The sequence below is a fragment of the Streptomyces sp. BJ20 genome (genome assembly GCF_022869105.1).
Classification (GTDB): domain Bacteria; phylum Actinomycetota; class Actinomycetes; order Streptomycetales; family Streptomycetaceae; genus Streptomyces; species Streptomyces griseoincarnatus.
Map to the genome: position 1 here is coordinate 2,997,430 of NZ_CP094918.1, position 24,844 is coordinate 3,022,273.

17 protein-coding genes and 2 pseudogenes are annotated in these 24,844 nt (G+C 68.4%); 17 read left to right on the forward strand and 2 right to left on the reverse strand.

Translation table 11 applies throughout. The features are described 5' to 3' along the window. Positions 1-83: 83 nt before the first annotated feature. The 13 genes and pseudogenes from MTR79_RS13565 (at position 84) to MTR79_RS13625 (ending at position 16,441) form a co-directional block, all read left to right on the forward strand. A complete protein-coding gene (locus MTR79_RS13565) occupies positions 84-6,416 on the forward strand; it encodes an RHS repeat-associated core domain-containing protein (RefSeq protein ID WP_244793157.1) in 6,333 nt (2,110 codons plus the stop codon). Positions 6,417-6,524: 108 nt separating this feature from the next. Next, on the forward strand, positions 6,525-6,977 hold the full coding sequence (locus MTR79_RS13570) for a hypothetical protein (protein WP_244790368.1): 453 nt from the start codon (positions 6,525-6,527) through the stop codon (positions 6,975-6,977). A gap of 420 nt (positions 6,978-7,397) precedes the next feature. After that, positions 7,398-8,933 (forward strand): RHS repeat-associated core domain-containing protein, encoded by a 1,536-nt coding sequence (locus MTR79_RS13575; protein WP_244790370.1) that lies wholly within the window; start codon positions 7,398-7,400, stop codon positions 8,931-8,933. After that, on the forward strand, positions 8,933-9,457 hold the full coding sequence (locus tag MTR79_RS13580; protein ID WP_244790373.1) for an SMI1/KNR4 family protein: 525 nt from the start codon (positions 8,933-8,935) through the stop codon (positions 9,455-9,457). Before MTR79_RS13575 ends, MTR79_RS13580 begins: the two co-directional genes overlap by 1 nt. Before the next feature lie 295 nt (positions 9,458-9,752). Continuing rightward, complete coding sequence (locus MTR79_RS13585; protein WP_244790375.1) at positions 9,753-10,367, forward strand: hypothetical protein; 615 nt, start codon at positions 9,753-9,755, stop codon at positions 10,365-10,367. A 362-nt stretch (positions 10,368-10,729) separates the two neighbouring features. Further along, positions 10,730-11,032: a transposase gene (locus MTR79_RS13590; RefSeq protein WP_156699038.1), complete on the forward strand. Its 303-nt coding sequence runs from the start codon at positions 10,730-10,732 to the stop codon at positions 11,030-11,032. After that, positions 11,032-11,634 carry an IS3 family transposase gene (locus tag MTR79_RS13595; protein WP_244790377.1) on the forward strand — a complete coding sequence of 201 codons (603 nt, stop codon included), beginning with the start codon at positions 11,032-11,034 and terminating at the stop codon, positions 11,632-11,634. The genes MTR79_RS13590 and MTR79_RS13595 overlap by 1 nt, the downstream gene beginning before the upstream one ends. A gap of 249 nt (positions 11,635-11,883) precedes the next feature. Further along, a pseudogene (locus MTR79_RS13600) lies at positions 11,884-12,728 on the forward strand (helix-turn-helix domain-containing protein). Positions 12,729-12,735: 7 nt separating this feature from the next. Further along, a pseudogene (locus tag MTR79_RS13605) lies at positions 12,736-13,014 on the forward strand (integrase core domain-containing protein); the annotation flags it as partial. A 385-nt stretch (positions 13,015-13,399) separates the two neighbouring features. Continuing rightward, the gene (locus MTR79_RS13610; RefSeq protein ID WP_244788727.1) at positions 13,400-14,539 is read left to right on the forward strand and encodes an IS701 family transposase; all 1,140 of its coding nucleotides are present in this window, start codon (positions 13,400-13,402) and stop codon (positions 14,537-14,539) included. 211 nt (positions 14,540-14,750) lie between these two features. Further along, positions 14,751-15,185: a DUF5959 family protein gene (locus MTR79_RS13615; RefSeq protein WP_137211221.1), complete on the forward strand. Its 435-nt coding sequence runs from the start codon at positions 14,751-14,753 to the stop codon at positions 15,183-15,185. 440 nt (positions 15,186-15,625) lie between these two features. Continuing rightward, entirely contained in the window at positions 15,626-16,054 is a 429-nt protein-coding gene (gene panD / locus MTR79_RS13620) for an aspartate 1-decarboxylase (RefSeq protein WP_244790379.1), read from the forward strand. A 42-nt stretch (positions 16,055-16,096) separates the two neighbouring features. Next, entirely contained in the window at positions 16,097-16,441 is a 345-nt protein-coding gene (locus MTR79_RS13625) for a GNAT family N-acetyltransferase (RefSeq protein ID WP_244790381.1), read from the forward strand. A 646-nt stretch (positions 16,442-17,087) separates the two neighbouring features. On the opposite strand, the gene gndA is transcribed toward MTR79_RS13625, so the two are convergent. Continuing rightward, complete coding sequence (gene gndA / locus MTR79_RS13630; protein ID WP_121721454.1) at positions 17,088-18,527, reverse strand: NADP-dependent phosphogluconate dehydrogenase; 1,440 nt, start codon at positions 18,525-18,527, stop codon at positions 17,088-17,090. A gap of 442 nt (positions 18,528-18,969) precedes the next feature. On the opposite strand from gndA, the gene MTR79_RS13635 reads away from it, so the two are divergent. Further along, entirely contained in the window at positions 18,970-20,217 is a 1,248-nt protein-coding gene (locus MTR79_RS13635; RefSeq protein ID WP_086705078.1) for a transglycosylase family protein, read from the forward strand. 29 nt (positions 20,218-20,246) lie between these two features. Here MTR79_RS13635 and MTR79_RS13640 read toward each other — a convergent pair whose 3' ends face one another. After that, positions 20,247-21,365, reverse strand: coding sequence for a DMT family transporter (locus MTR79_RS13640; RefSeq protein WP_244790383.1), 1,119 nt, complete (start codon positions 21,363-21,365; stop codon positions 20,247-20,249). 228 nt (positions 21,366-21,593) lie between these two features. Between MTR79_RS13640 and MTR79_RS13645 the strand changes: the two genes are divergently transcribed. Genes MTR79_RS13645 through glgC form a run of 3 tightly spaced genes read left to right on the forward strand, consistent with a single transcriptional unit; the run spans position 21,594 to position 24,782 of the window. Beyond that, complete coding sequence (locus MTR79_RS13645; protein WP_244790385.1) at positions 21,594-22,322, forward strand: (2Fe-2S)-binding protein; 729 nt, start codon at positions 21,594-21,596, stop codon at positions 22,320-22,322. Between the two features lie 37 nt (positions 22,323-22,359). Further along, positions 22,360-23,511, forward strand: coding sequence for a glycogen synthase (gene glgA / locus MTR79_RS13650; protein WP_086702769.1), 1,152 nt, complete (start codon positions 22,360-22,362; stop codon positions 23,509-23,511). Between the two features lie 50 nt (positions 23,512-23,561). Then, a complete protein-coding gene (gene glgC, locus MTR79_RS13655) occupies positions 23,562-24,782 on the forward strand; it encodes a glucose-1-phosphate adenylyltransferase (protein ID WP_086702767.1) in 1,221 nt (406 codons plus the stop codon). Positions 24,783-24,844: the final 62 nt, after the last annotated feature.

Here is a 24,844-nt window from a genome sequence, read left to right on the forward strand (position 1 = left end):
ACGACATACGTATGAGACGCAAACGCCTACCTACTCTTCCGAGTGCTCTATACGGTCCCATATCCCTGGTCGTGTCGGTGTTCATGGTTGGTGGACTGCTCCAGGGCGCAGCCTCGCCCGCGGCGGCCACCGAAAGCTACCCTCTGCCCGGTGCGCCCAAGGCAGGCAAGGCGGTCGCTGGCGCCAGTAGCACCAAGGTCAAGCCTCGGAACCGCGGCAAGGCCGCGAGAACGCCCGCCAAGACGCCCAGACGTGTATGGCCGAAGACCGGTACGGCGACTGTTGAGGTACCGGAGCACGGCACGGAAAAAGCCGGTGACCTGCCCCTGAGTATCTCCGTACCGAAGGGAGCGAAAGATGTTGCCGGGGCTGTCGTACAGGTTCGACTCCGGGATCGTGGCCAAGCAGCCCGTGCTGGGGTAGACGGTCTGCTGTTCACGTTGGAGACAAAGGACCATCCCACGATCGCAGGCGTGACGGCCACACCCGAGGCCGAAACAGCCAACGCTGCAAATGTCGCTGTCACCGTCGACTACGCGGACTTCGCCCAGACGTACGGCGGCGGCTACGCTTCTCGGCTGCGCCTCGTCGAATTGCCCGCCTGCGCCCTCTCCACCCCCACCAAGGACGAATGCCGCAGAAGCGTGTCAGTCGCAGCGCGCAACGACACTGACCGGCAGACCCTGACCGCGAACGCTGTGAGCCTGCCCGCCTCCGGCATGATTGTCTTGGCTGCTGTAGCCGGCACCGACAGCAAAATGGGCGACTACAAGGCGACATCCCTCGCCCCGTCAGCGACATGGAGCACCAACCTCAACACCGGCGACTTCACATGGTCGTACGACATGCCAGTGCCCGACGTACCCGGTGATCTCGTGCCGGAGGTGGGGCTGAGTTACGCCTCAGGAACGATTGACGGCCACACCAGCACCACCAACAACCAGGCTTCCTGGGCGGGTGATGGTTTTGACCTCTCCTCGGGATTCATCGAGCGTCGTTACAAACCTTGTTGGGAGGACGGCGAGAAGAACGCCGATGGCAATAAGCCGGGAGACCTGTGCTGGTCGTACGACAACGCCTTCCTCTCGTTCAACGGCAAGGGTGGTGAACTCGTCCCCGTTGGCGGTGATGAGTTCAAGCTTCAGCAGGATGACGGAACCCGTATCACGCGACTGACCAGTGCCGACCGCGACAACGGTGACAACGACGGCGAATACTGGCGGCTGACCGCGCCCGACGGCACCCGCTACTACTTCGGCCACCACCGCCTGCCCGGTTGGACCGAGGGCAAGGAGACCACCGACTCCACGTGGACGGTCCCGGTCTTCGGTAACAACCAGGGCGAGCCCTGCCACGCGTCTACCTTCACCGAATCATGGTGTCAGCAGGCTTGGCGGTGGAACCTTGACTACGCCGTGGACACCCACGGCAACGCGATGAGCTACTACTACGGCAAGGAAACTAACTCCTACGGCCGCAACCTTAAGGCCGATGACGACACCCCCTACACCCGCGGCGGCTATCTGCGGCGCATCGACTACGGCCTGCGCTCGTCCCGCATGTATGCCGATAAGCCCTCTGCCCAGGTCGTCTTCGACACCGATGAACGGTGCCTGCCGCAAAGTGGCGTCACCTGCGCCGCGGACACCATCGACGACAAGTCGGCCTACTGGTACGACACGCCGTGGGACCTGAACTGCAAAGCCGGTGCCAAGTGCGACAAGGGGCGCTTCTCACCGTCGTTCTGGACCCGCAAACGGTTGACGGGGGTCGCCACCCAGCTTCTGAAGTCCGACGGCACCTACGGCAAGGTTGACTCCTGGAAGCTCGCTCAGCGCTGGGGCATGGCCGACACGGACTATCAGCTGCTCCTCGACAGCGTGCAGCACACCGGCCACACCGGAACCGCACCCATCACGCTGCCCAAGACCACCTTCGCCTACACGCAGCTGGCCAACCGGCTGGACAAGATCGGTGACGGCTACGCTCCGTTCATCAAGGCACGGCTGTCATCGGTTGCCGACGAGTCGGGCGGCCAGATCGACGTCGCCTACTCCGCGCCGGCGTGCGACGCCGACGCCCTGCCCGTCCCGCAGACCAACACGACCCGCTGCTTCCCGCAGTACATAGGCGGCGACAGTGACGACGGCCGGGACCTGGAGTGGTTCAACAAGTATGTCGTCACATCCGTGACCAGGACCGACCGCACCGGCGGGTCCCCGGACCAGGTGACCGCCTACGAGTACCTCGACGGTGCCGCCTGGCACTTCGACGACGACGGTCTCACCAAGGAGAAGGAGAGGACCTGGTCGCAGTGGCGCGGTTACGGACACGTCCAGGTCAAGGAGGGCGGTCAGGGCGGGGCAGCCGCCATGAAGTCGCAGCAGGACCACTACTTCCTCCGGGGAATGGACGGCGACCGCAAGGAGCCCACGGGCGGTACGAAATCCGTCACGGTGTCCCTCGGAGCGGGGGAGGGGGATCCGATTACGGACCACGCGTCGGCCGCGGGATTCCAGTACCGGATTCTGGTCTTCGACCGCCCCGGCGGAAAGGTCCTGAGCAAGACCGTCAGCCGGCCCTGGCAGCACGAGACCGCCAAGAAGGTGCGTGACTGGGGCACGCTCACTGCCCACTTCACCGGTGTCTCCACGAGCCGGGGCTGGACCTCGCTGGACAATGGTGCAGGGGCCAAGTGGCGTACCGTCCTGAGTACCACAAGCTACGACACGGTCGCCGGGCGGGTGATCCGGGAGGACGACCGCGGGGACACCTCGACGACGGCCGACGACCAGTGCACCCGCACCACGTATGCCACCAACACCGAGAAGAACATGCTCGTTCTGCCCTCACGTGTGGAAACCGTCGCTGTGGGATGTGATGCTCCGGTCGACCGGACCGAGGACGTCATCGAAGACGTCCGCACCGCCTACGACGGTGGCGCCTACGACGCGGCGCCGACCAAGGGCGACGCCACGGCCACCGCACCGCTCAAAAGCCACGATGGCACCAAGGCCACCTATCTGGAGGCCGGCGCCACCTACGATGACTACGGACGCGAACTGACGGTCACCGACCTGACCGCCGACGTGGAAGTCATCGGCGATGCCGCCCCGGTGCGCAAGGTGCGCACCAACGGCCGGACCACCACGACGACGTACGTCCCGACCACCGGACTGACCACCCGGACCAGGACCACGACACCGCCGGCCGACCCGGGTGACCTCGCGACCGCCCAGACCACCACCAAGGACCTCGACCCCCTGCGCGGACTGCTCCTCAAGCAGACCGACACCAACGGCAACGTCACCCACTACGCATACGACGCGCTCGGCCGGTCCACCAAGGTGTGGCTCGCCGACCGACGCACGAGCAGCGTCCCGACGTACGAGTGGGCCTACTCGGTAACCGAAGACAAACCGGTCGCCGTCGCCACCAAGCTGCTTGACAATGAGGGTGGCCAGATTACGTCCTACAAGATTTACGACGGCTTCCTTCGCGAGCGGCAGTCCCAGGAGCCTGGCCCGGACGGCGGCCGGATCATCTCCGACAACTTCTACGACGAACGGGGACTGATCACGAAGACGTTCGCCCCCTACTACGCCACGGGCAAACCCGTCACCGAACTGTTCAAGCCCGACGACGCGCTGGCCGTGGAGACACAGACCCACACCCTCTACGACGGCCTGGGCCGCCAGGTCGAGGAACGTCAGATCGCCGGCAACGGCGACGGCGGCACCGTTCTGTCCACGAAGAAGGTGGCCTACGGCGGTGATCGCACCACTCTGATCCCGCCGGTGGGCGACACCACCGTCACCTCCCTGGTCGACGCGCGCGGCAACGTCACCGAACTGCGTCAGCACCACACCCGCGCCCCCGAGTCCGCCTACGACACCACCACTTACCAGCACACTCCCGCAGGGGATCTGCGGAAGGTCACCGACCCGTCCGGCAACAGCTGGAGTTACACATACGACCAGCTCGGCCACCAGACGTCCTTCACCGACCCGGACCGGGGCCGCACCGACACCAAGTACGACGACCACGGTCAGGTGATCTCAAGCACCGACCAGCGCGGCATCACCCTGTTCAACACCTATGACGGACTCGGCCGCAAGACCGAGCTGCGCGAGGGTTCCGCCGCCGGAGAGCTCCGCGTCAAGTGGACGTACGACACCGTCCCGGGTGCCAAGGGCCAGCTTGCCGAGTCGATCCGCTACGTGAACGGACAGGCGTACACCACTGAGGTGACCGCCTACGACAAGTTGTACCGGCCCGTCAAGACGGCGACCGTGATCCCCGTCTCCGAAGGAGCGCTTGCCGGCACGTACCAGTCCGGTACCGCCTACAAGCCCTCCGGCAAGATCGCTTCGCTCAGCTATTCCGCAGCCGGATCACTGCCGGGCGGTTCGATCAACTACACCTACGAGGACCAGACGCTGCGCCCGACCTCCGTCTTCGGTCAGGGCATGAGCTCGACCGCCACCTACAGCCACACCGGCAAGCCACAGGTGTACACCTTCGGACTGACCGGTGGCGGAAAGAAGACACAGGTCACCAACACCTACGAGCACGGTACCCAGCGCCTGGCAACCACTCGCGTCGACCGAGAGGACCAGCCGGGCGTCGACCAGCATGTCACCTTCCGCTACGACGAGGCCGGCAACATCCTCTCCCTCGCGGACGTCTCCCGCACCGGCACCGACAACCAGTGCTTCGCGTATGACCACCTGCGCCGGCTGACCGAGGCATGGACGCAGGGCGACCCGACCTGTGCCCCCACCCCGTCCGCCGCCAAACTTGGCGGCCCGGCCCCGTACTGGCAGTCGTTCACCTACGACAAGGCCGGCAACCGGCTGACCGACGTCCGGCACGACCCGGGAGGGGACACTGCCAAGGACGTCAAGCGCACCTACGCCTACCCGGACCCGGGCACACCCAAGGCCCACCAACTGACCTCGCTCACCACCCAGGGGCCGGACGGCACCAGTCGCACCGCCTACGCCTACGACCCGACCGGCAACACCACCGAGCGCGGCGAACAACGGTTGGACTGGGATGCCGAAGGGCACCTGGCCAAGGTCACCGAACCCGTCGACGCCAAGGCGGACAAGGTCACTGAGTACCTGTACGACGCCAACGGCAACCGGCTGATCGACCGAACCGGCGACCGGACCACCCTCCACCTCGGTCACACCGACGTCACTCTCGACAAGGGCGCGACCGAACCGAAGGCAACCCGCTACATCGACCTCGGCAACGGTCACCAGGCCGTCCGCGCCGACGACGGCAGCTTCTCCTTCACCCTCGCCGACCACCACGGCACCGGCCTGCTGGCTGTCGCAGCCACCGACCTGGCCCTCACCCAGCGCCGCGTCATGCCCTTCGGCGAGACGCGCGGCAAGTTCCCGGCCACATGGCCGGGAACCAAGGGATTCATCGGCGGCATCGACGAAACCAAGGACACCGGCTTCACTCACCTAGGCGCCCGCGAGTACGACCCACGGACCGGCCGCTTCCTCTCCGTCGATCCGGTGATGGACTTGTCCGACCCGCAGCAGATACACGGTTACACCTACGGCAATAACAATCCGCTGGTGTACGCAGACCCGGACGGGAAGTTCTTCGGCTTCCTGGAGTTGTTCAAACTGGTAAAGAAGGCAATCAATTACGTCTCCAACAAGGCTCCGAACAAGAACCCGGGCTTCATGCAACGTCGCACGAAGGCGCCGGCCGTGCACAACGGTGGCCTGCGGGGAGCGCTCGCCCAGATCTATCCTAAGAAGGAACGAGGGGACGTCTTCGGTAACGGCAAATTGTCGACAGCCATTATTCACGAGTTCAACACGGGGGAGCGGCTACAGGGTAAGAAGCAGCTGCACATTGAGAAGGGCTGGTCCACGATGAAGGCTCTATCGAACGTGCTGGATAAGGATCGCAAAGCCAGGGAGGAAGGCAAGGGTCTCGAGAACCGTCTGTCCGACAGCGATCTGAAGGTCGCCAAGGCTGAGGCGAAGGAACTCTGGGACGCACTCAACTCGCGTGATGTCACCGGCAACATCAAGAAGATTATGAACAGCAACCCCGGGATGAAGAAGTCCATCACGAAGAACTTCTCGGCCGTGGCAAAGACCCCCGCAGTGAAGGACCTCACCGGTACGGAGTTCAAACCGACCCAGCACAAGGGTCCCCAGCCGGTCAGCCAGCCGACCCGGCTACGCGGTTTCTCCAGATCCCTCGGTGTCGTCGGCGGTGTCACGATGGCCGCTCAGGCACCTTCCTACGTGCGCGAATACGGTTTGGGGGAAGGCGCGTGGGAAATGACCAAGGACATCGTGGACCCGTTTGGGTTCCACGAGGCTTTGGAACCGCCGCAGACGAGCGGAGGAGCGTGCCCGCCCGAGAGCTGCGCCTGACAGCGAGACAGGCGCTGTCCCGGATGATGAGGGCGCGGGACCGTCGTGCACATCGCACGGCTGTCCCGCGCCCCTGAGTACGCCCCACGCATACCTACTGAGGAAGAGATGAACGACATCCCCACCGGGCAAAACCCGGAAGAAGAGATTCCGGAAGAGCAAGTTCCTCCGCTGCTGCTGCGCATGATCCCGGAATCAGCCGATTCCATCGCCGAGAAGTTCCACGAGCCCGCGGAGACGGCCGTCCTGACCGAGGACGCGGCCGTGTTCCTGTACGAGTTGCTGGCCGAATGCTTCACGACGCCGGTGCTGATGCCGCAGCTGAGAAGCGACACCCCGGACACAGAGCTGCTCACCCGGTGCTGGGACTTTGTCGAGCGCATCGTGGACCATCCCATGGAGCACGTCGGCGGCGCCGTTTACTTCGAGGTGCTGGATCAACTCTTTCTCGATAGCGGCTTGGTGGAGGCCGCCTGGCCGTATATGAAGGAGCGGACACGGGCTTGTACCCTGCAGATGCTCGACGACGCCGACGTCCGCCTGCGCGGAATCAACTGGTAGCAGCCAGTAGCGGGCAAGTCGACCGGTGTCTGCCCTCCGTGGAGCAGTGCCTGGCACTGGGTGCGGGGTCCGCTGTGCACCGTGCGCGGCGGGCCCCGGCTTCATTGACCATGTCGAGCGCACAGAACTTGAGAGCTATGAGTAAGGTCCCCGCCGAGGAGGCCCCCCCTCCTGCTGCACACCATCCCCGAATCTGCGGCGTCCCTCGCGGAGAAGTGCCGGATGCCTGCGGAAGCGGCCGTTCTCACCCGAGAGGCCGTCGTGGACCTGTACTAAGCTGATGACTGCGAGTGCAGGCCCCACTGAAAGCCAGCCAAAGCACTCCCGCAACAGGGCGTTGACGTACCCTGATTGCCTTGCCGGCAACCGTCCCGAGGGCGCTTCTGGGTTATGTCCCTTGACGTGGTGTAGGGGAGCGCCTTGTCCTCGGCGGACGCGGACGGCACGAACGCGACCGCGCTGCTGTCGGGGTTGCACGACGATGTGACCGGCTCCTTCGACCCGGCCACGGGCGCGGTGTCGGGCTCGACCGGCTACTCGCCGTTCGGCGAGGTCACCGCGCGGTCGGGCACTGCGGGCGTGCTGGGCTATCAGGGCGAGTACACCGACCCGGCCACCGGCCAGGTCAACATGCACGCCCGCTGGTACGACCCGGCGACCGGCGGATTCTCCTCCCGGGACTCCTGGACTCTCAACCCGGTGCCGTCCGTCAACGCCAACCGGTATGGATACGGCAACGGCGATCCGCTGGTGAACACGGACCCCAGCGGGCATGCGCCCTGCCTTTGGGGGGTGTGCATCCCCACGCGGTACATCGAGCAGGGCATCCGCCAGGCGGAGCACTACGCCAACACGGCGGGCAAGAAGGCCAAGTCCGGCGTCCGATGGCTTGCTAAGAACCCCGGCAAGGCGACGCGCTTCCTCGGCAAGAGGGCCCTCGGGCCGATCGGCTGGGCCTGGGAGGCGTTCGACCTGTACCGGAGCCAGGCGAACAAGAAGACCCACTTGGCCCCGGTCCGCCACTACAACGACTACTCCACCGGCACGTACCGCGGAGCCGTCGTCAGCCCAGTCCGGCAGAACACGGGCAAGAGCTACCTTGTGCGCACCGGCTACTGGCCGGGTGGCGGCGCCAGCGGTGGCGGAGGCGGCGGCGGAGGAACAGGCGCCGGCCCGTGCGGCTACGCCTGTGCCGACTTTGGCCCGCCGCCACCCCCACCCCCGCCGCCGTGGGCGGAGATGATCGCGGAGGCGCTGAGTAAGGAAGCGGCACGGCCGGTCACGAGTGCCACGACGGACGGAGCGCACAAGAAGTTCGTCGACGACGCGTTCACCCGGGCCCAGAAGGACCTGAAGCTGACCCCCGAACAATTGCGCGGGTACTTCAAATACTTTCCCGACGCGGTCGCCACCCCTCAGCCGGGGGTATCGCAGTCACCGGCGCCCGGCACTGGCCCCGCGAACGGATACGGCACACGGAATGCCCCCTGCTCGCTGTCCAGAGAGCAACGGCACTACTATGGCCCCCTGGTCGATGGTGCCCCTACGGGCGTGACCGCGCTGCTGTGCCCCCAGGACCTCAAGCCAAAGAACTCTCGGTCGCCACGCTCGGGCACCTGGGAGCCGCCCGGGTACGTCTCCGCGAAGGACCGTCAGGGCAAGTACGTATTCAACCGCTCGCACATTCTCGGTGACCGATTCAACGGAAAGTGGATCAGGGAGAATATCTTCACCGGTTTCAAGCAGATGAACGACCCTGGAATGAAACGCTGTGAGAACAGAATGGCAGGCGCGCTGGCTTCGGGCGACACGCTGCTATACTCCGGCCAGTTGATCTATGGAAACGGTCGCGAAAACTTGCCTACCGCAATTCACATGACCGCGATCGCGAAGGGAAATGTCTTGTTCAGTGGAAAGTTCGTGGAGAATCGTCCCGGACCGCAGGTGACGTGCTGATGCTCACGGACCTGGAACGAGTGCTGCCTCGGTTGCGCGAGCACCGGATCGCCGGCGGGCGAGGTATCGACTGGGTCTCCATCGAGAGCGACTTGGGAACCCGGTTGCCGTCCGACTTCATCGAACTTGCTGAGGCTTATCCGCGGTTCTCCCTGGACGACTTCCTCTCGGTGCATATCCCGGAGCCGGGCGGTGAGCGTTTCTTCACGGCCGGCGTTCGCGAAACACTTGATGAGCTGGCGGACCTGCGTGACTCGGGCATGTCGCATGAACACGTGCCCTATCCCGAGCCCGGTGGACTGTTCCCCTGGGGCACTTCGGCGGAGGGCGATACGTTCTACTGGCGTATGACCGGTGGACATCCGGATGCCTGGACGATCCTGGTCAGTGGGCACAATGATGACTGGTGCGCATACCAGGGGACCGTTACGGAGTACCTGGCGGGGCTGTTGGCCGGGACGGTTTCTCCTGACGGACTGCCACCGGATTTCCCGCGGGAAGCGCCGACGCTCGACTTCGACTGAACCTGGATCCATCTCAGGGTGACCGCGTCGTCCGAGGCTGATCCTTTGGAGGGAACGCCCTGACAATGGATCTTGAGGTCCAGGGAGGGTTGTCCAGGTGGGACGCAAGTCTCCGTATCCGCCGCAATACGGGCCGGGTCGGCTCGAGCTATGACGATGCCCTTCCCCGCTACGAGGGCAACAATCCCGTGCCCCGCACCATCGACCTGCACGCTCTCGACAGCAGAGGATCCTTCTCGCGCTGGACCGTGTACAACACGCCGGACGGGTTGTCGCCCGACAATGGAGTCGCACCATGAGCCGCACCGAGAGCATCGAGCAACTGGCCCGGGACGCGGGACTGTCCGGCCCGCGCCGCTATCTGGTGGACTGGGAACGGGCCGAGGCGGCCGTCGGTACGCGGCTGCCGGCGGACTACAAGCAGTACGTCTACTGGTTCGGTCCCGGTGACTTCGACGAGTACCTCATCGTCTGCGTGCCCGGCGTCGAGAACAGCAACACCGAGCTGGCGGCCCGCCTCGCCAGGGAGCACCACGGGGCGCGGCTCCTGAAGCAGATCGATTCCAAGGCGAGCCCGCGCATACCGCTGTTTCCCGAGCAGGGCGGGTGGCTGCCTTGGGGTTTCACCACGGGCGGCGACGGGCTGTACTGGGTCACGTCCGGCGATGACCCTGACCACTGGACCATCGCCGGGCGCCCTGGCCGTGGCTCGGACCTGGCGTACTTCGACGGGAGCTTCACCGAGTTCCTGCACGCCTTTGTCTGGGACACCGTGGGTATGCCCTTCACCCCCGAGGCCGAGGGCGACGTTCCGGTCCCCTTCGACCTGGACACCGGGGAGTGGCGGGCAGGCGGCGCCGGCGAGCGCCTGGAGGCATACGGTCGCTTCGCGTCCGACGAGAGGGAGTGAGTCTGGGATCCGTCTCCCGCCCCGGCCTGGCGCTCCTGGTGGTGACTTCACAGTGAGGCCGACAAGACGGTCGTATCCGAGGAACTCTGGATGAACTCGGTATGGGAAGGGCTACGCCACGTGACACTAGGGAAGGCGGTTCCTGACGGTCACGAGCAGGGCGCGGTGACGTTCGATCCAGTCTGACGGGGCTGCGACCGGCATGGTGACATAGATCTGAGAAGCGGTGACGTCGTAGACACTCACCGCGGTGCTTTCGCTGATGAACCGTTCCGGGTTCGGTAGGGACTCTGGTCTGCCCCGGGTCTGATGGAGTCGGGTTGCTGGAGAATTGACTGATCCAGCAGCATCCGGAGGCCACCATGCCCCGCAGCTATCCGCCCGAATTCCGCCGCCGGGTCCTCGACCTTGTCGCATCCGGCCGCAAGGTCGCCGAGGTCGCCCAGCTCCTGGGTGTCAGCGACCAGACGATCTACAACTGGCGCCGCCAGCATCTGATCGACACCGGGCAGATCCCCGGTACTACCAGCGGTGATCAGGCTGAGCTGGTCACGGCTCGTAAGCGCATCACCGAGCTTGAGACCGAGCTAGCCATCCACCGCCGGGCCGCGGAACTCCTCGGCGAGGCGACCCGCCCAAAAGGCGGTACGAAGCCATCCGCGTGATGGCTGACGAGGGCCTGCCGGTCCAGCTGGCCAGCCGCGCACTGCACGTCGCGGAGTCCGGTTACTACGCCTGGAAGGACCGCCCGCCCTCGGCCCGCACGGTCCGGCACGCCTGGCTGACCGAGGCCATCATCGGCATCCACACCGCCTCACGCGGCACCTACGGCTCCCGCCGGGTGCACGCCGAGCTCGCCCTGGGTCTGGGCATCCACGCGCACCACGGCACCGTGGAACTGCTGATGCGGCGGGCCGGCCTGCACGGCCTGCCGGGCAACCGAGCCCGTCGGCGGCCCAGGTTGCAGACACCGTCGGTCGCCGACCTGGTGGAACGCAACTTCACCCGTCACGCCCGGGACCAGCTGTGGGTCACCGACATCACCGAACACCCCCCGATGGAGGGCAAGGTGTACTGCGCTGTGGTCCTGGACGTCTTCGCCCGCCGAGTGGTGGGCTGGTCCATCGACGCGTCTCCGACCGCCGCATTGACCACCCATGCACTGAGCATGGCCATCGGCAACCGCCATCCCCAGCCCGGCGGCACCATCATCCACTCCGATCACGGAGTGCAGGGCGAATTCAACCGATCGTCGCAACACCTTTGAGCGCAGAGGTGTGCAATGGGACTACCGAGGAAGCAGATGCCGCAGGCGCCACCCGGTGCGCGGCGGCAATGGGCCGCGGATAGGGCGATGCGGCCGCCGATGCGCTCACCGGGTCGGCCTGAGCCATCGCGCGCTGTGCAGCGGGAGTTCTGGCGCCTGATTGCATCCGGGATCACCTCTGTCCAGGCCGCCAAGGGGGTCGGCGTGTCGGCACCGGTCGGGATTCGATGGTTCCGACATGCTGGCGGGATGGCGCCGCTGAGTCTGGACGCGCCCTCGGGCCGCTACCTGTCGTTCGCCGAACGCGAGGAGATCGCACTGCTCAAGGCTCAGCACAAGGGCGTGCGTGAGATCGCCCGCACGATCGGGCGTGACCCGGGAACGATCTCTCGCGAGCTGCGTCGCAACGCCGCAACCAGGGGCGGTAAGCCGGTCTACCGCGCCGTGGTGGCCCAGTGGAAGGCGCAGCAGGCCGCGAAGCGCCCGAAGACGGTGAAGCTCGCGGGCAACGACCGTTTGCGTGAGTACGTGCAGGACCGACTCGCTGGTGACGTGCGCCGACCCGACGGCACGATCGTTCCAGGTCCTGCGACGCCGCCGTGGAAGGGCTTGAACAAGCCCCGTAGCCAGGACAGGCGGTGGTCAACGGCATGGAGTCCGGAGCAGATCGCACGCCGGCTGCGGGTCGATTTCCCTGATGATGAGCCCATGCGCATCAGCCATGAGGCGATCTACCAGTCGCTGTTCATCGAGGGCCGAGGCGCGCTCAAGCGCGAGCTGGTCACGTGTCTGCGCACGGGGCGTGCGCTGCGGGAACCAAGGGCGCGGTCCCGAAACAAGCCGCAGGGCCACGTCACCGCTGACGTCGTTTTGAGCGAACGCCCTGCCGAGGCCGACGACCGCGCTGTCCCCGGCCATTGTACTTCCCGAAAGGTACAGATCTGTCTCGGTGGTCCGCCGAAGACCTCGAAGCCGTCGTCGCGTACGCACTCAACAATCGGCCCCGCAAGATCCTCGGCTGGAAGACCCCCGCCGAAGTCTTCGATGAGCAGTTACGCTCACTTCAACAACCCGATGTTGCATCGACCGGTTGAACTCACCCAGTTCGGCTCCTGGGTGTTCACCGAACGAGCCCGCGCCTCCGGTCTCCTACCGTCCATGGGCTCGATCGGGGACTGCGTGGACAACGCGATGATGGAGTCCTTCTGGGCCCGGGTCCAGGTAGAACTGCTCAACCGCTGGCGCTGGCGGACCAGGCTGGAGTTGTCCACGGCACTCTTCGAGTACCTGGAAATCTTTCATAACCGCCAGCGCAGGCACTCGGCCCTGGAGATGCTCACTCCGGTCGAGTACGAACTACGTGCAGCACCTGTAGCGTAAAACCAAGCGACACGACTCCATCAAACTCAGGACACTCCGAGCTCTCTGCCGAACCCGGAACGGCTCACTCGCAGGTGCGCCGGTTGTTGTCGAGACGTGCAGCGGGACGTTCTGCGACTCGGGTTCTTCCACTGCCTTCTCCTTGTCGTTTTCTTGCGGCTTGGAGTAGCAGTCTGGGCAGGCGGCCGGAACGCAGCTGCCCACCAGGAGGTAGCGATCGTGATCGATTGGTCACAGTCGGGATCCTGGTTTGGTGTGAACCACGAGGCTGCCCGGACCGAGTGCTCCACAGGCGACGGTGGGGCAGCCAGTGGCGGGTCCACTCGACCGCCTAGTACTGCAGCCGCAGTTGTGACGGGTGGGTCGGACACTCGTTGAGTCGGACATGGGTGGGGACGTCACGGTTGACGATGTGCGGGGCTGGGCGGCGGGGCTGGAGGTGCTACAGGACCGGATCGGTCAGCATTTTCGCAGGTCAGAGCCTCGCCATCGGGCGGGCGAGTATCTGCGGGGGCTGCTGGCGCCGCTGGAGCGCAAAAACGGCTGGACGCTGGCCGAGCAGGCCGGCGAGCGGTGCCCGGACGGCATGCAGCGCCTGTTGAACCAGGCAGACTGGGACGCGGACGCAGTCCGCGACGAGGTCCGCTCGTTCGTACTGGAGCATCTCGCGGCGGATGACGGCGTGTTGATCCTGGATGAGACCGGGTTCATCAAGAAGGGCGTCCGGTCCGCCGGGGTGCAACGCCAATACACCGGCACCACCGGAAAGATCGACAACTGTCAGCTCGGGGTGTTCCTCGCCTACGCCTCTACTACAGGCCGTGCGTTGATCGACCGCGAGCTGTACCTGCCCACTTCCTGGACGGAAGACGCCGAGCGCCGGGCGGACGCGCGGATCGGCGAGAACGTCGCGTTCGCCACCAAGCCCGCCCTGGCCAAGGCGCTGCTTGAGCGGGCGGTGGCGGCCTGCGTGCCGTTTCGCTGGGTGGCCGGGGACGAGGTCTACGGTGACAACCCCGCTTTGCGGGCCTGGCTGACCGGCCAACGCCTGGCCTACGTACTGGCCATCGGCTACAAACACCGACTCGGGCCGCGCGGGCAGAACGCCCGCACCCTGGCGGCGATTCTGCCCGAGCACGTCTGGGAGATCCGCTCGGCGGGCGACGGCGCCCATGGGCTGCGCGAGTACGCCTGGACCCTCCTGCCAGTGCCGGACCGCGAGGCCGCCGACGGCTTCACCATCTCGCTGTTGATCCGCCGCCACCCAACGACCGGCGAGCGGGCGTATTACCTGGTGCACGCGCCGCTCGACACGCCGCTGGCGGAGATCGTGCGGGCCGCCGGGGCCCGCTGGGCGATCGAGGAGTGCTTCCAGGCCGCCAAGAACGAGGCCGGCCTGGATCATTACCAGGTCCGCCACTACCGCGCCTGGTACCGGCACATCACCCTGGCCATGGCAGCCGCCGCCCACCTGACCGCACTCCGCGTCACCACCGGTGAAAAGGGGGAGGTAATCGCGACCTGATACGACTGAGCGTGAACGAAATCCGCCGCCTGCTTGCCAAGGTCGTCCACACCGTCCGACACGAAGCCGGACACATCCTGCACTGGTCCCGCTGGCGCCGCCGCCACCAGTACCGAGCCCGCCTCAGCCACTACCGCTGCCGTGGCCACCGGCCGCCATAGCCGCCGTGCAGTCTATGAGTACGCATCACACAGAAGGGGTCAGTACCGACGTGCCCGATTCCAGCCCACTTAAGCTGATCTGCCTTTCGGACGAGGAGCAGAGCGTCTCCCTGTGCGTCATCGGAGGAATGAGCTTCTCCGGCACCGACCAGTACGACGCCCTCCACGCTGAGATTGTGGTCAGCACCGGATTCGTCAGTGGTCGCGTCGAGCTGTATCTCAACGCGTATGACCTCGACAGTTGGGCCGAGGTTCTGGAGTCTCTCGCGGCCGGAAGGAAGGCTACTTGGCTGGAGAGCGGACGCTCCCCGCGGATCATGATCGACCCCACAGAGGAGAACGAGAGCGGGTGCACGGACGTGAGCGTTTGCGACGTCACTGGCTCACAGGTCTTCGTCACCGTGCCCATCGTGACTCAGCCTGATTGGGGCGCACACCGCCAGATGCTTGCGGCGGTCAGAAGCCGATTCCAGCTGGAGCGGTGAGAAGGCCGGGGAGGGCCCACCGTGCCGCCCCACCCGTGATCAGCTCAACGACCAGCCGGACCGCCAGCCACAGCAAGTGCGGCTGCAGTACTAGTGCTCTGGGGCCGGATGAAGCTCCAGGCTGCCGGGTTCGTCGAACGACTTTCAAGTCGATGCAGATGGCTCAGTGTTCAACGAAGTACTTACCTGGCGCATCGTCAGGTAAGTCAGCATCTGGTCAGCATGAGTCCTCGCATACTCCGAGGCAGGTGCTCGAGCGGGTCTTCGGGCGGCGATGGCACAACAGCCGGATTCTATGCGGAAGCGCAGATGGGGAACCTTCTTGCCCAAGAGGGATCGATGTTCCTCAGCATCTTCGAGTGTGAGGAGTGTCGGTGTACAGTGAACAACGCCCCTGACCTGCAGAAAGCAGGCGGGGAGCCGTCTTCTAGGAGTCCAAAGTGCTGCGAACTTTGATCAAGTCCAAGATCCACCGTGCCACCGTCACCCAGGCCGACCTGCACTACGTGGGGTCCGTGACGATCGACGCGGACCTGCTCGACGCCGCCGATCTGCTGCCCGGTGAGCTCGTGCACATCGTCGACATCACCAACGGCGCCCGGCTCGAGACCTACGTCATCGAGGGGGAGCGCGGGTCCGGTGTGATCGGCATCAACGGGGCCGCCGCCCACCTCGTGCACCCGGGTGACCTCGTGATCATCATCAGCTACGCCCAGGTGACCGACGCCGAGGCGCGGGCACTGGAACCGCGCGTCGTCCATGTGGACGCCGGCAACCGGATCGTCGCCCTCGGCGCCGACCCCTCCGAGCCGGTACCCGGATCGGACCAGGAGCGCAGCCCGCAGGCGGTGGCCACGGCCACGGCGTGAGTGGCGTCGGGGCGACAACCGAAGAACAGGGGAGCGACGGGTATGGACGAGATCGAGATCCGCGACGACCGGGACGCCGGGCGCCTCGAGGCGGTCGCGGACGGTGAGGTCGTCGGGCGGATCGAGTACTTCGTTCTCGACGAGCCGGCCCCTGCTCTGGTGCCGGTGCACACCGTCGTCGAGCCCGCCCATGAGGGCAAGGGCATCGCCGGGTCGCTCGCCCGTGAGCTGTACGCCCTCGCGGCTCGCGAGGATGTCGTCGTCGCGCCGCTGTGTCCGTACGTCGTCCGGTGGGCCGCGCGGCATCCGGAGGAAGCGCCCGCGGCCGATCCGGCGTTGCTGCGCGCGGCAAAGGAGTGGCTTGCCGCGCATCCCGGGCGGTTCTGAGGGGTACGTCGGGGACGGCCGGGCGGGCGTCCCCGCGTCACGCGCCCGGGTGACCCGGGTGACTGTGCGCGGTGGCGTCGGGTATGCGGGGAAGTAGTCCGGAGCACACGTCACGTCGACCGGACGGTCGGAGGACACGCGTCATGACGAACCCGAACCCGGATCCTGTGCCGCCGGGGCCCACGCCCGGTCCCGCTCCAGGGCCGGATCCCGCACAGCCGTCGCCCCCTGAGCCGGGGCCTGCTCCTGAGCCGCCGCAGCCGCCGCCCGGGCCTGGGCCTGGGCCGCCCGGGCCAAACCCGCCGCAGCCGGGGCCGCCGCCTGAGCCGTCGCCGTCTCCGATTCCTCCGGGGCCGGAGCCGGTGCCGAGTCCGGAGCCTGGGCCTCCGCTCACTTGAGGTTTCCGCAGGTGCGGGGCGTGGGGGTTGTTCGCGCAGTTCCCCGCGCCCCTTGGGGTGTGGCAGTTCCGCTGCGTCGGGAGCTGAGGCGTGGCCCCGTACCCCCCTGCCCGTGCGGGTGCGTGGGGGTTGTTCGCGCAGTTCCCCGCGCCCCTTGAGGGGGACGCCACCGCGCCCGGAGGGGCGCGGGGAACCGCGCGGCCCGCCCCCACCCGCCCGCACGGTCGGGAGAGGGCCGGCCCTTACCCTTACGCCGAGACCTCCGACCGGTCCCCGCCCCACAGCGTGTGGAAGGAGCCGTCGCGGTCCGCGCGGCGGTATGTGTGGGCGCCGAAGTAGTCCCTCTGGCCCTGGGTCAGGGCCGCCGGGAGGCGTTCCGCGCGGAGCGCGTCGTAGTAGGCGAGGGCCGCCGCGAAGCCGGGCGTCGGGACGCCCTGGCGGGTCGCCGCGACCAGGACCTCGCGCCAGTCGTCCTGCGCCTCCGCGATCTCGCGGGCGAACGTCTCGTCCGACAGCAGGCTCGGCAGGTCCGCCCGCGTGTCGTACGCGGCCCGGATACGGTCGAGGAACGCCGCGCGGATGATGCATCCGTCGCGCCAGATCGCCGACACCGCGCCGAGGTCGATGTCCCAGCCGTACTCCTCGCTGCCGGCGGCGATCTGGTGGAAGCCCTGGGTGTACGACACGATCTTCGACGCGTACAGCGCCTGCTCCACCCGGTCGGCGAACGCCGACGCCTCCGTCTCGCTCATCGGCGTCGGCTTCGGGCCCGCCAGGCCCTGCGAGGCCTCCCGCAGCGCCGCGTGGCCCGACAGCGAGCGGGCGAACACCGCCTCCGCGATGCCCGAGACCGGCACGCCCAGGTCCAGGGCGATCTGCACGGTCCAGCGGCCCGTGCCCTTCTGCTCCGCCTGGTCCACCACCACGTCGACGAACGGCTTGCCCGTCGCCGCGTCCACGTGCGACAGCACTTCGGCGGTGATCTCGATCAGGTACGAGTCCAGCCGGCCCGTGTTCCAGGTGCGGAAGATGTCCGCGATCTGCGCGGGGGAGTACCCGGCGACGTCCCGCAGCAGCTGGTACGCCTCACCGATCAGCTGCATGTCCGCGTACTCGATGCCGTTGTGCACCATCTTCACGAAGTGGCCGGCGCCGTCCGGACCCACGTGCGTCACGCACGGCGAGCCGTCCTTCGCCTTCGCGGAGATCTTCTCCAGCATCGGGCCCAGCGAGTCGTACGACTCCTTCGGTCCGCCCGGCATGATGCTCGGGCCGTTCAGCGCGCCCTCCTCACCGCCGGACACGCCCATCCCGACGAAGTGGATGCCCTGCTCCCGCAGCGCCCGCTCCCGGCGGCGGGTGTCCACGAAGTGCGCGTTTCCGCCGTCGATGATCATGTCACCGGGCTCCAGAAGCGGGGCGAACTCCTCGATCACCGCGTCTGTCGGCTCCCCGGCCTTCACCATCACGACCAGGCGTCGCGGGCGCTCCAGCGCCGCCACGAACTCCTTCGCCGTCTCGGCCGCCACGAAGTTCCCCTCGTGCCCGAACTCCTCCACCAGCGCATGCGTGCGGGACGCGGTCCGGTTGTGCACCGCGACCGTGTAGCCGTTGCGGGCGAAATTGCGTGCGAGGTTGCGGCCCATGACCGCGAGCCCGGTGACGCCGATCTGCGCTGAACTGCTCATAAGGGTGACTCCTGGTGACCTCGGTATCGGTGCCGCCGGGTGCCGGTGCTGCCGGGTGACGCCCGCCGGTCCTGACATCGACCATCCTTGCGTGCCGCACTCGCGTGCGCATGCGCGGGTCGTTCGGAACCCGCGCAGGCACATACGCGCGAAGGTGCCCCCCGTACTCACCGTCCCGGCCGGTCACCTGCTGCCCGCCCCGCCCCGTCCCGTCCCGTCGCGGCCGGCCACCCGCACCGCGCGCCGGTCCGGCGCGCGCCGCGACACGCTCCCGCGCCCGGAGGCAGGCGCCCGCGCACGCTCCCCTCCGACGGCGAACAGGGGCGCAACGGGCTTATCATCCCAGCCATTTGGCGCATCCGTGCGGCCGATAGCCGCCTTGTCACGGCCTGTTCGCAGCGCTTACTTTTGCCCCTCCTGACGCATTGTCGAGGGGGATTCCATGGCCGTGCGCGGCCGGCACCGCCGGTATCAGCCGAACAGGATCAACCGGGCCTCGCTCACCGTCACCGCCGGTGGTGCGGGCATGGCCCTGCCGCTCATGGGCACCGGAACGGCGCAGGCCGCCGACGTGGAGACCTGGGAGAAGGTCGCCGCCTGCGAGTCGACCAACGACTGGGACGTCAACACCGGCAACGGCTACTACGGCGGACTGCAGTTCAGCCAGTCCACGTGGGAGGCGTTCGGCGGTGCCCGGTACGCGCCCCGGGCGGATCTGGCCACCAAGGACCAGCAGATCGCGATCGCCGAGAAGGTCCTCGACGGACAGGGCCCCGGCGCCTGGCCCACCTGCTCGGTACGCGCCGGACTGACCCGCGACGGCGCCGACCCGGACATCCGCCCGGCCACCGGCCGCTCCGACCGCGCCCAGCGCGACGACCGCCGCACCTCCGTCGAGGACGTACGGCCCCAGACCACGCCCCAGGCCCGCGCCGGCCGCGCCGAGATGTACACCGTGGTCCGCGGCGACACCCTCTCCGGCATCGCCGAGCAGGAACGCGTCCGCGGCGGCTGGCAGGGGCTCCACGAGGCCAACAGATCCACCATCGGCGCCGATCCCGACCTCATCCTCCCGGGCCAGCGGCTCAGGCTCACCGGCAAAGCCGCCGCGTCCGGCGGCACGGCCGAGGCGCCCGCCAGGCCTGCCGCCCCGTCACCGAAGCCGTCGGGCAAGAAGGCCGCCCCCAAGAGCGAGAACAGCAAGAAGACGGAGAAGAAGGCCGCCTCCAAGACGGAGCAGCGGACCCAGGACCGCGCCGACCGCTCCGGTTCCGCCTCCACCGCCGCCAAGCGCGTCGCCCCCGTCAGCGCCGCCCTCGGCACGCCGTACCACAAGGCCGGGTCCGCCTGGTCGAAGGGCTACCACACCGGCGTGGACTTCCCCGTCCCCACCGGCACGCCCGTGAAGTCGGTCGGCGCCGGCACCGTCGTCGCCGCGGGCTGGGAGGGGTCGTTCGGCTATCAGGTCGTGGTGCGGCACGCCGACGGCCGGTACAGCCAGTACGCCCATCTGTCGGCGATCTCCGTGAAGAACGGCCAGTCCGTGGGCGCGGGGCAGCGCATCGGGCGGTCCGGTTCCACGGGCAACAGTTCGGGCCCGCATCTGCACTTCGAGGTGCGGACGGGGCCCGGATGGGGGTCGGACGTCGACCCGCTCGCCTACCTGCGCGCCGGCGGCGTCAAGATCTGACGCGAGCGGTCAAGCTTCGACGCGAGCGGTCATGGTCTGGCGCGTGCGAGGTGCCGGTCGCCCACCGGCACCGGCACGTACGGGCCGCCGTAGAAGGGCGCGTACGGCATGACCGGCACCGCCGCCGGGTCCACCGTGCCCGCGGCGGCCGCCGCGGGCACGGTGGCCGGCGAGGGGACGGCCTCCGGCAGCGTGACGTCCTCCGGCACCTTCAGCTCCGCCAGCAGCAGCTCGGCGGCGGCATCCTCCGCCTCCCGCCCGGCGGTCGCGACAGGTGCGGCCACGGCTCGCGTCCGCACGGGAACCGCGGCGCCCTCCCGCGCCAGCCGCTCCGTCGTCAGCAGGATCAGGCCGCCCGCCGCCACCACCCCACAGCTCAGCGCCAGCGCCGTGCCGGCCGTGCCGTACCGGAAGGTCTCTCCGAACATCGTGATCCCGACCGCCGCCGCCACCACCGGGTTCACCACCGTGAGCGTCGCGAGCGGGGCCGCGAGGCCCGCGCCCCGGTAGGACGCCTGCGACAGCAGCATGCCCGCCGTCGCCAGCACACCGATCACCGCGAGGGACGGCAGGTCGCCCGCCGACACCCCGCCCGTCCAGTCCACCGCGACCGTCTTGGTGAAGACGGAGGACATGCCGAACGCGACACCGGCGGCCGTCGCCAGCAGGATGCTGCGCACCGCCGGGTGCCGGTGCACCGCGCGCGCCGCGACCAGCAACGTCACGACCGCCGCCGCCGTGCCCACGGCCGCCGCGAGCCGCTGGGGGCCGTCCAGCGACTGCGTGCCCGACGCGCCGACCAGCGCCAGCAGACCCGCGAGACCCACCGTCGCCATCAGGGCGCCCCGCCAGGCGGTCGCCCCGGCCTTGCGGCCGACGAACAGCGCGGCCATCGGCAGCGCGAACACGATCGTGAGAGCGCCCAGCGGCTGGACCAGGCTCAGCGGGCCGTAGGCCAGCGCCACCACGTGCAGGAGCGCGCCCAGACCGTTCAGCGCGACCGCGGCCCACCACGCCGGACGGCGCAGCGGGGCGTACTGCCGCGCGCCGGACGACGACAGCGCCACCTGCTCCTGCACGATCGCGCCCCCGGCGTACGCCACGGCGGACACGAACGAGAGGAGCACGGACAACGCGAGGGCGCTCATCGGCTGCTCCTCTGCGTGAGGCGGGGGCGGTCTGCCCGGCGCGGCGAACGGTCGGCTTCCATGACCAACACCTTGCCGTGTCGGGGTGTTCCCCGTCGTCGTCCCTGAGCACCCAATGCGTCCTACTGCCGATGGAGTACGGGGACGCCCCCGTCATCCCCTGGGTGGGCGCCGGAAGGCCGAGGCCCCTGACAACCACCCCTGACGGACTTGGTACTACTGCACGTCGTGGACCTCGACCCCCGCCTCACCGCCCTCCGTGCCCTCGGTGGCTTCTTCGCCCTGCGCGCGGGGGAGGACGCCGACCGTCACCTTCCCACGCTCGCCCAGGCATACGGACCTGCCGGCCCGGACGTTCACCAGGCCGACCCGCTGACCGTCCGCGTGCGCCGCGTCGCCGCCGCCCTGCGCACCCGGGAGGCCCGCGTCGCCGCCTCCGTCGCGCACCAGGGTCTCGCCGCGCGCCTGTGGTCCGTGGCCCTCGGCTGCGCCGCTCTCCACGACTCCGTCCCCGACCTCGCCCCCGACACGGTCCGTTGGAACCCGGAGGGCAGCGCCCCCGACGACCTGTGGCTCGCCGAGGTCCGCCCGCTCCCCGCCGACGCGGCGACCGTCGCGGCCGTCGTCCTGCACGGCCACCTCGAACCCCTCTCCGGAGCCCTCCGCGCCCGTCACCGTGTCGCGCCCGCCCTCCTGCGCGGCAACGCCGCCTCCGCCCTAGCCGCGGCCGCCCGCGAGATCGCCCGCCACGCCCGCCCCGAGGCGGCCGCCCGCGCCGCCCGGCTTTCCGGCGAACTCCTCGCCCATCCCCTCCTCGCCGGCGCGGGCGGCCGCACCGCCACGGGCTTCCGCCGCCGCAGCTGCTGCCTGTACTACCGTGTGCCCGGCGGAGGCGTCTGCGGCGACTGCTGCTTCGTACGGCCGCCCCGGTCTTCCCCGCGCGCCCCGTCTGCGTGACCATGGGAGGGACGTCCGCGCAGACAGGGGGTTCAGGGTGCGAGTGGGACTGCTGACCCGGGAGTACCCCCCGGCCGTGTACGGCGGCGCGGGGGTCCATGTGGAGTTCCTGGCCCGGGAGCTGCGGTCGCTGGTGGACCTGGAGGTGCACTGCTGGGGCGAGGGCCGCTCCGACGGCGTGCTGCGCCACCGCTCGTGGCCCGCGCTCGACGGCGCCAACGACGCCCTGCGCACCTTCTCGACGGACCTCGCCATGGCCGCCGCCCTCGAAGGCCGCGAGCTGGTCCACTCCCACACCTGGTACGCCAACCTCGGCGGCCACCTCGCCAAGCTCCTGTACGGGATCCCGCACGTGGTGACCGCGCACTCCCTGGAGCCGCTGCGTCCCTGGAAGGCCGAGCAGCTCGGCGGCGGGTACGCCCTGTCGAGCTGGGCGGAGCGCACCGCCTACGAGGCCGCCGACGCGGTGATCGCCGTCTCGGGCGCCATGCGCGACGACATCCTGGAGTGCTACCCGGCCCTCGACCCGGCCAGGGTGCACGTCGTCCACAACGGCATCGACACCGCCCTCTACCGCCCCGACCCCGGCACCGACGCCCTGGACCGGATCGGACTCGACCGCTCCAGGCCGTACGTGCTCTTCGTCGGCCGGATCACCCGGCAGAAGGGCGTGCCCCATCTGCTGCGGGCGGTGCGGCACGTCGACCCGGCCGCGCAGGTGGTGCTGTGCGCGGGCGCCCCGGACACGCCGGAGATCGACCGGGAGTTCCGCGAGCTGTACGAGGAGCTGAGCCGGGTGCGTGAGGGCGTGCACTGGATCCCGCAGATGCTGCCCCGGCCCGAGGTGATCCAGCTGCTGACGCACGCCACCGTGTTCGCCTGCCCCTCGGTGTACGAGCCGCTCGGCATCGTCAACCTGGAGGCGATGGCGTGCGGCACCGCCGTGGTCGCCTCCCGCGTCGGGGGCATCCCGGAGGTCGTGGACGAGGGCGGGACCGGACTCCTGGTGGACGTGGACGACGACTTCGAGGCGGGGCTCGCCCGGGCGCTGGACGTGGTGCTCGGCGACCCCGGGACCGCGCGGGCCATGGGTGAGGCGGGCAGGGAGCGCGCGGTCACCGAGTTCGGCTGGGACGCGGTGGCCCGCCGTACGGCCGGACTCTACGAGGAGATCCTCCGGCAGGCTTAGCCCGGCCCGTCCGGGGCAGTCATGGGAAAACTCGGCGTGAGGAGACGGGCATGCGTCGTGGTGGTCCTTCGGTCCTGGGAATCGTGCTGGCGGGCGGCGAGGGCAAGCGCCTGATGCCCCTCACGGCGGACCGCGCCAAACCGGCGGTCACCTTCGGCGGCACGTACCGCCTCGTCGACTTCGTGCTGTCCAACCTGGTGAACGGCGACATCCTGCGGATCTGTGTGCTCACGCAGTACAAGTCCCACTCGCTGGACCGGCACATCACCACCACGTGGCGGATGTCCAGCCTGCTCGGCAACTACGTCACCCCGGTCCCCGCGCAGCAGCGGCTCGGCCCCCGCTGGTACCTGGGCAGCGCCGACGCCATCCTCCAGTCGCTGAACCTGATCTACGACGAGCGCCCGGAGTACGTGGCGGTGTTCGGCGCCGACCACGTGTACCGCATGGACCCGCGCCAGATGCTCAGCCAGCACATCGAGAGCGGCGCCGGCGTCACCGTGGCCGGGATCCGGGTGCCGCGCGCGGAGTCGTCCTCTTTCGGCGTGATCACCCCGGGCTCGGACGGGCGCACCGTGGAGCGCTTCCTGGAGAAGCCGGCCGACCCGCCGGGGCTGGCCGACGACCCCGACTGCGTGTTCGCCTCCATGGGCAACTACATCTTCACCACCAAGGCGCTCGTCGAGGCGCTCCAGCGGGACGCCGAGCACGAGAACTCCGTGCACGACATGGGCGGTTCGATCCTGCCGCAGCTCACCGAGCGGGGCGAGGCCCACCTGTACGACTTCAGCACCAACCACGTGCCGGGGGAGACCAGCCGGGACCAGGGCTACTGGCGGGACGTCGGCACGCTCGACGCCTACTACGACGCGCACATGGACCTGATCGCCGAGCGCCCCGCGTTCAACCTCTACAACCGTCAGTGGCCCATCTACACCCACTCCGGGCAGCTCTCGCCGGCCCGGTTCAACGCGGGCGGCATCGCCAGCGAGTCGATCATCAGCGCCGGCTGCCTGATCCGGGGCCAGGTGACGCGGTCCGTGCTTTCGCCGGGCGTGGTCGTCGACCCGGGCGCGGTGGTCCAGGGGTCGGTGCTCCACGACAACGTGCACATCGGGCGGGGCGCGGTGGTGCGCGGGGCGGTGCTGGACAAGAACGTCGAGGTGCCGCCGGGCGCGACGATCGGCGTCAACCCGGAGCGTGACGCGGAGCTGTACACCGTCTCCAAGGGCGGCGTGATCGCCCTCGGGAAGGGGCAGTTGGTGCCGTAGCGGCTCCCGCGGAGGCCCCGGTCGCGCGTGACGACCGGGGCCTTTGTCATGTCCCTGGACTG

Excerpts from the sequence above, each read along its gene's own strand:
- MTR79_RS13565 (WP_244793157.1), top strand. The coding sequence starts at position 84 with ATGGTTGGTGGACTGCTCCAGGGCGCAGCCTCGCCCGCGGCGGCCACC.
- MTR79_RS13570 (WP_244790368.1), top strand. The coding sequence starts at position 6,525 with ATGAACGACATCCCCACCGGGCAAAACCCGGAAGAAGAGATTCCGGAA.
- MTR79_RS13580 (WP_244790373.1), top strand. The coding sequence starts at position 8,933 with ATGCTCACGGACCTGGAACGAGTGCTGCCTCGGTTGCGCGAGCACCGG.
- MTR79_RS13585 (WP_244790375.1), top strand. The coding sequence starts at position 9,753 with ATGAGCCGCACCGAGAGCATCGAGCAACTGGCCCGGGACGCGGGACTG.
- MTR79_RS13590 (WP_156699038.1), top strand. The coding sequence starts at position 10,730 with ATGCCCCGCAGCTATCCGCCCGAATTCCGCCGCCGGGTCCTCGACCTT.
- MTR79_RS13595 (WP_244790377.1), top strand. The coding sequence starts at position 11,032 with ATGGCTGACGAGGGCCTGCCGGTCCAGCTGGCCAGCCGCGCACTGCAC.
- MTR79_RS13610 (WP_244788727.1), top strand. The coding sequence starts at position 13,400 with ATGGGTGGGGACGTCACGGTTGACGATGTGCGGGGCTGGGCGGCGGGG.
- MTR79_RS13625 (WP_244790381.1), top strand. The coding sequence starts at position 16,097 with ATGGACGAGATCGAGATCCGCGACGACCGGGACGCCGGGCGCCTCGAG.
- gndA (WP_121721454.1), bottom strand. The coding sequence starts at position 18,527 with ATGAGCAGTTCAGCGCAGATCGGCGTCACCGGGCTCGCGGTCATGGGC.
- MTR79_RS13635 (WP_086705078.1), top strand. The coding sequence starts at position 18,970 with ATGGCCGTGCGCGGCCGGCACCGCCGGTATCAGCCGAACAGGATCAAC.
- MTR79_RS13640 (WP_244790383.1), bottom strand. The coding sequence starts at position 21,365 with ATGAGCGCCCTCGCGTTGTCCGTGCTCCTCTCGTTCGTGTCCGCCGTG.
- glgC (WP_086702767.1), top strand. The coding sequence starts at position 23,562 with ATGCGTCGTGGTGGTCCTTCGGTCCTGGGAATCGTGCTGGCGGGCGGC.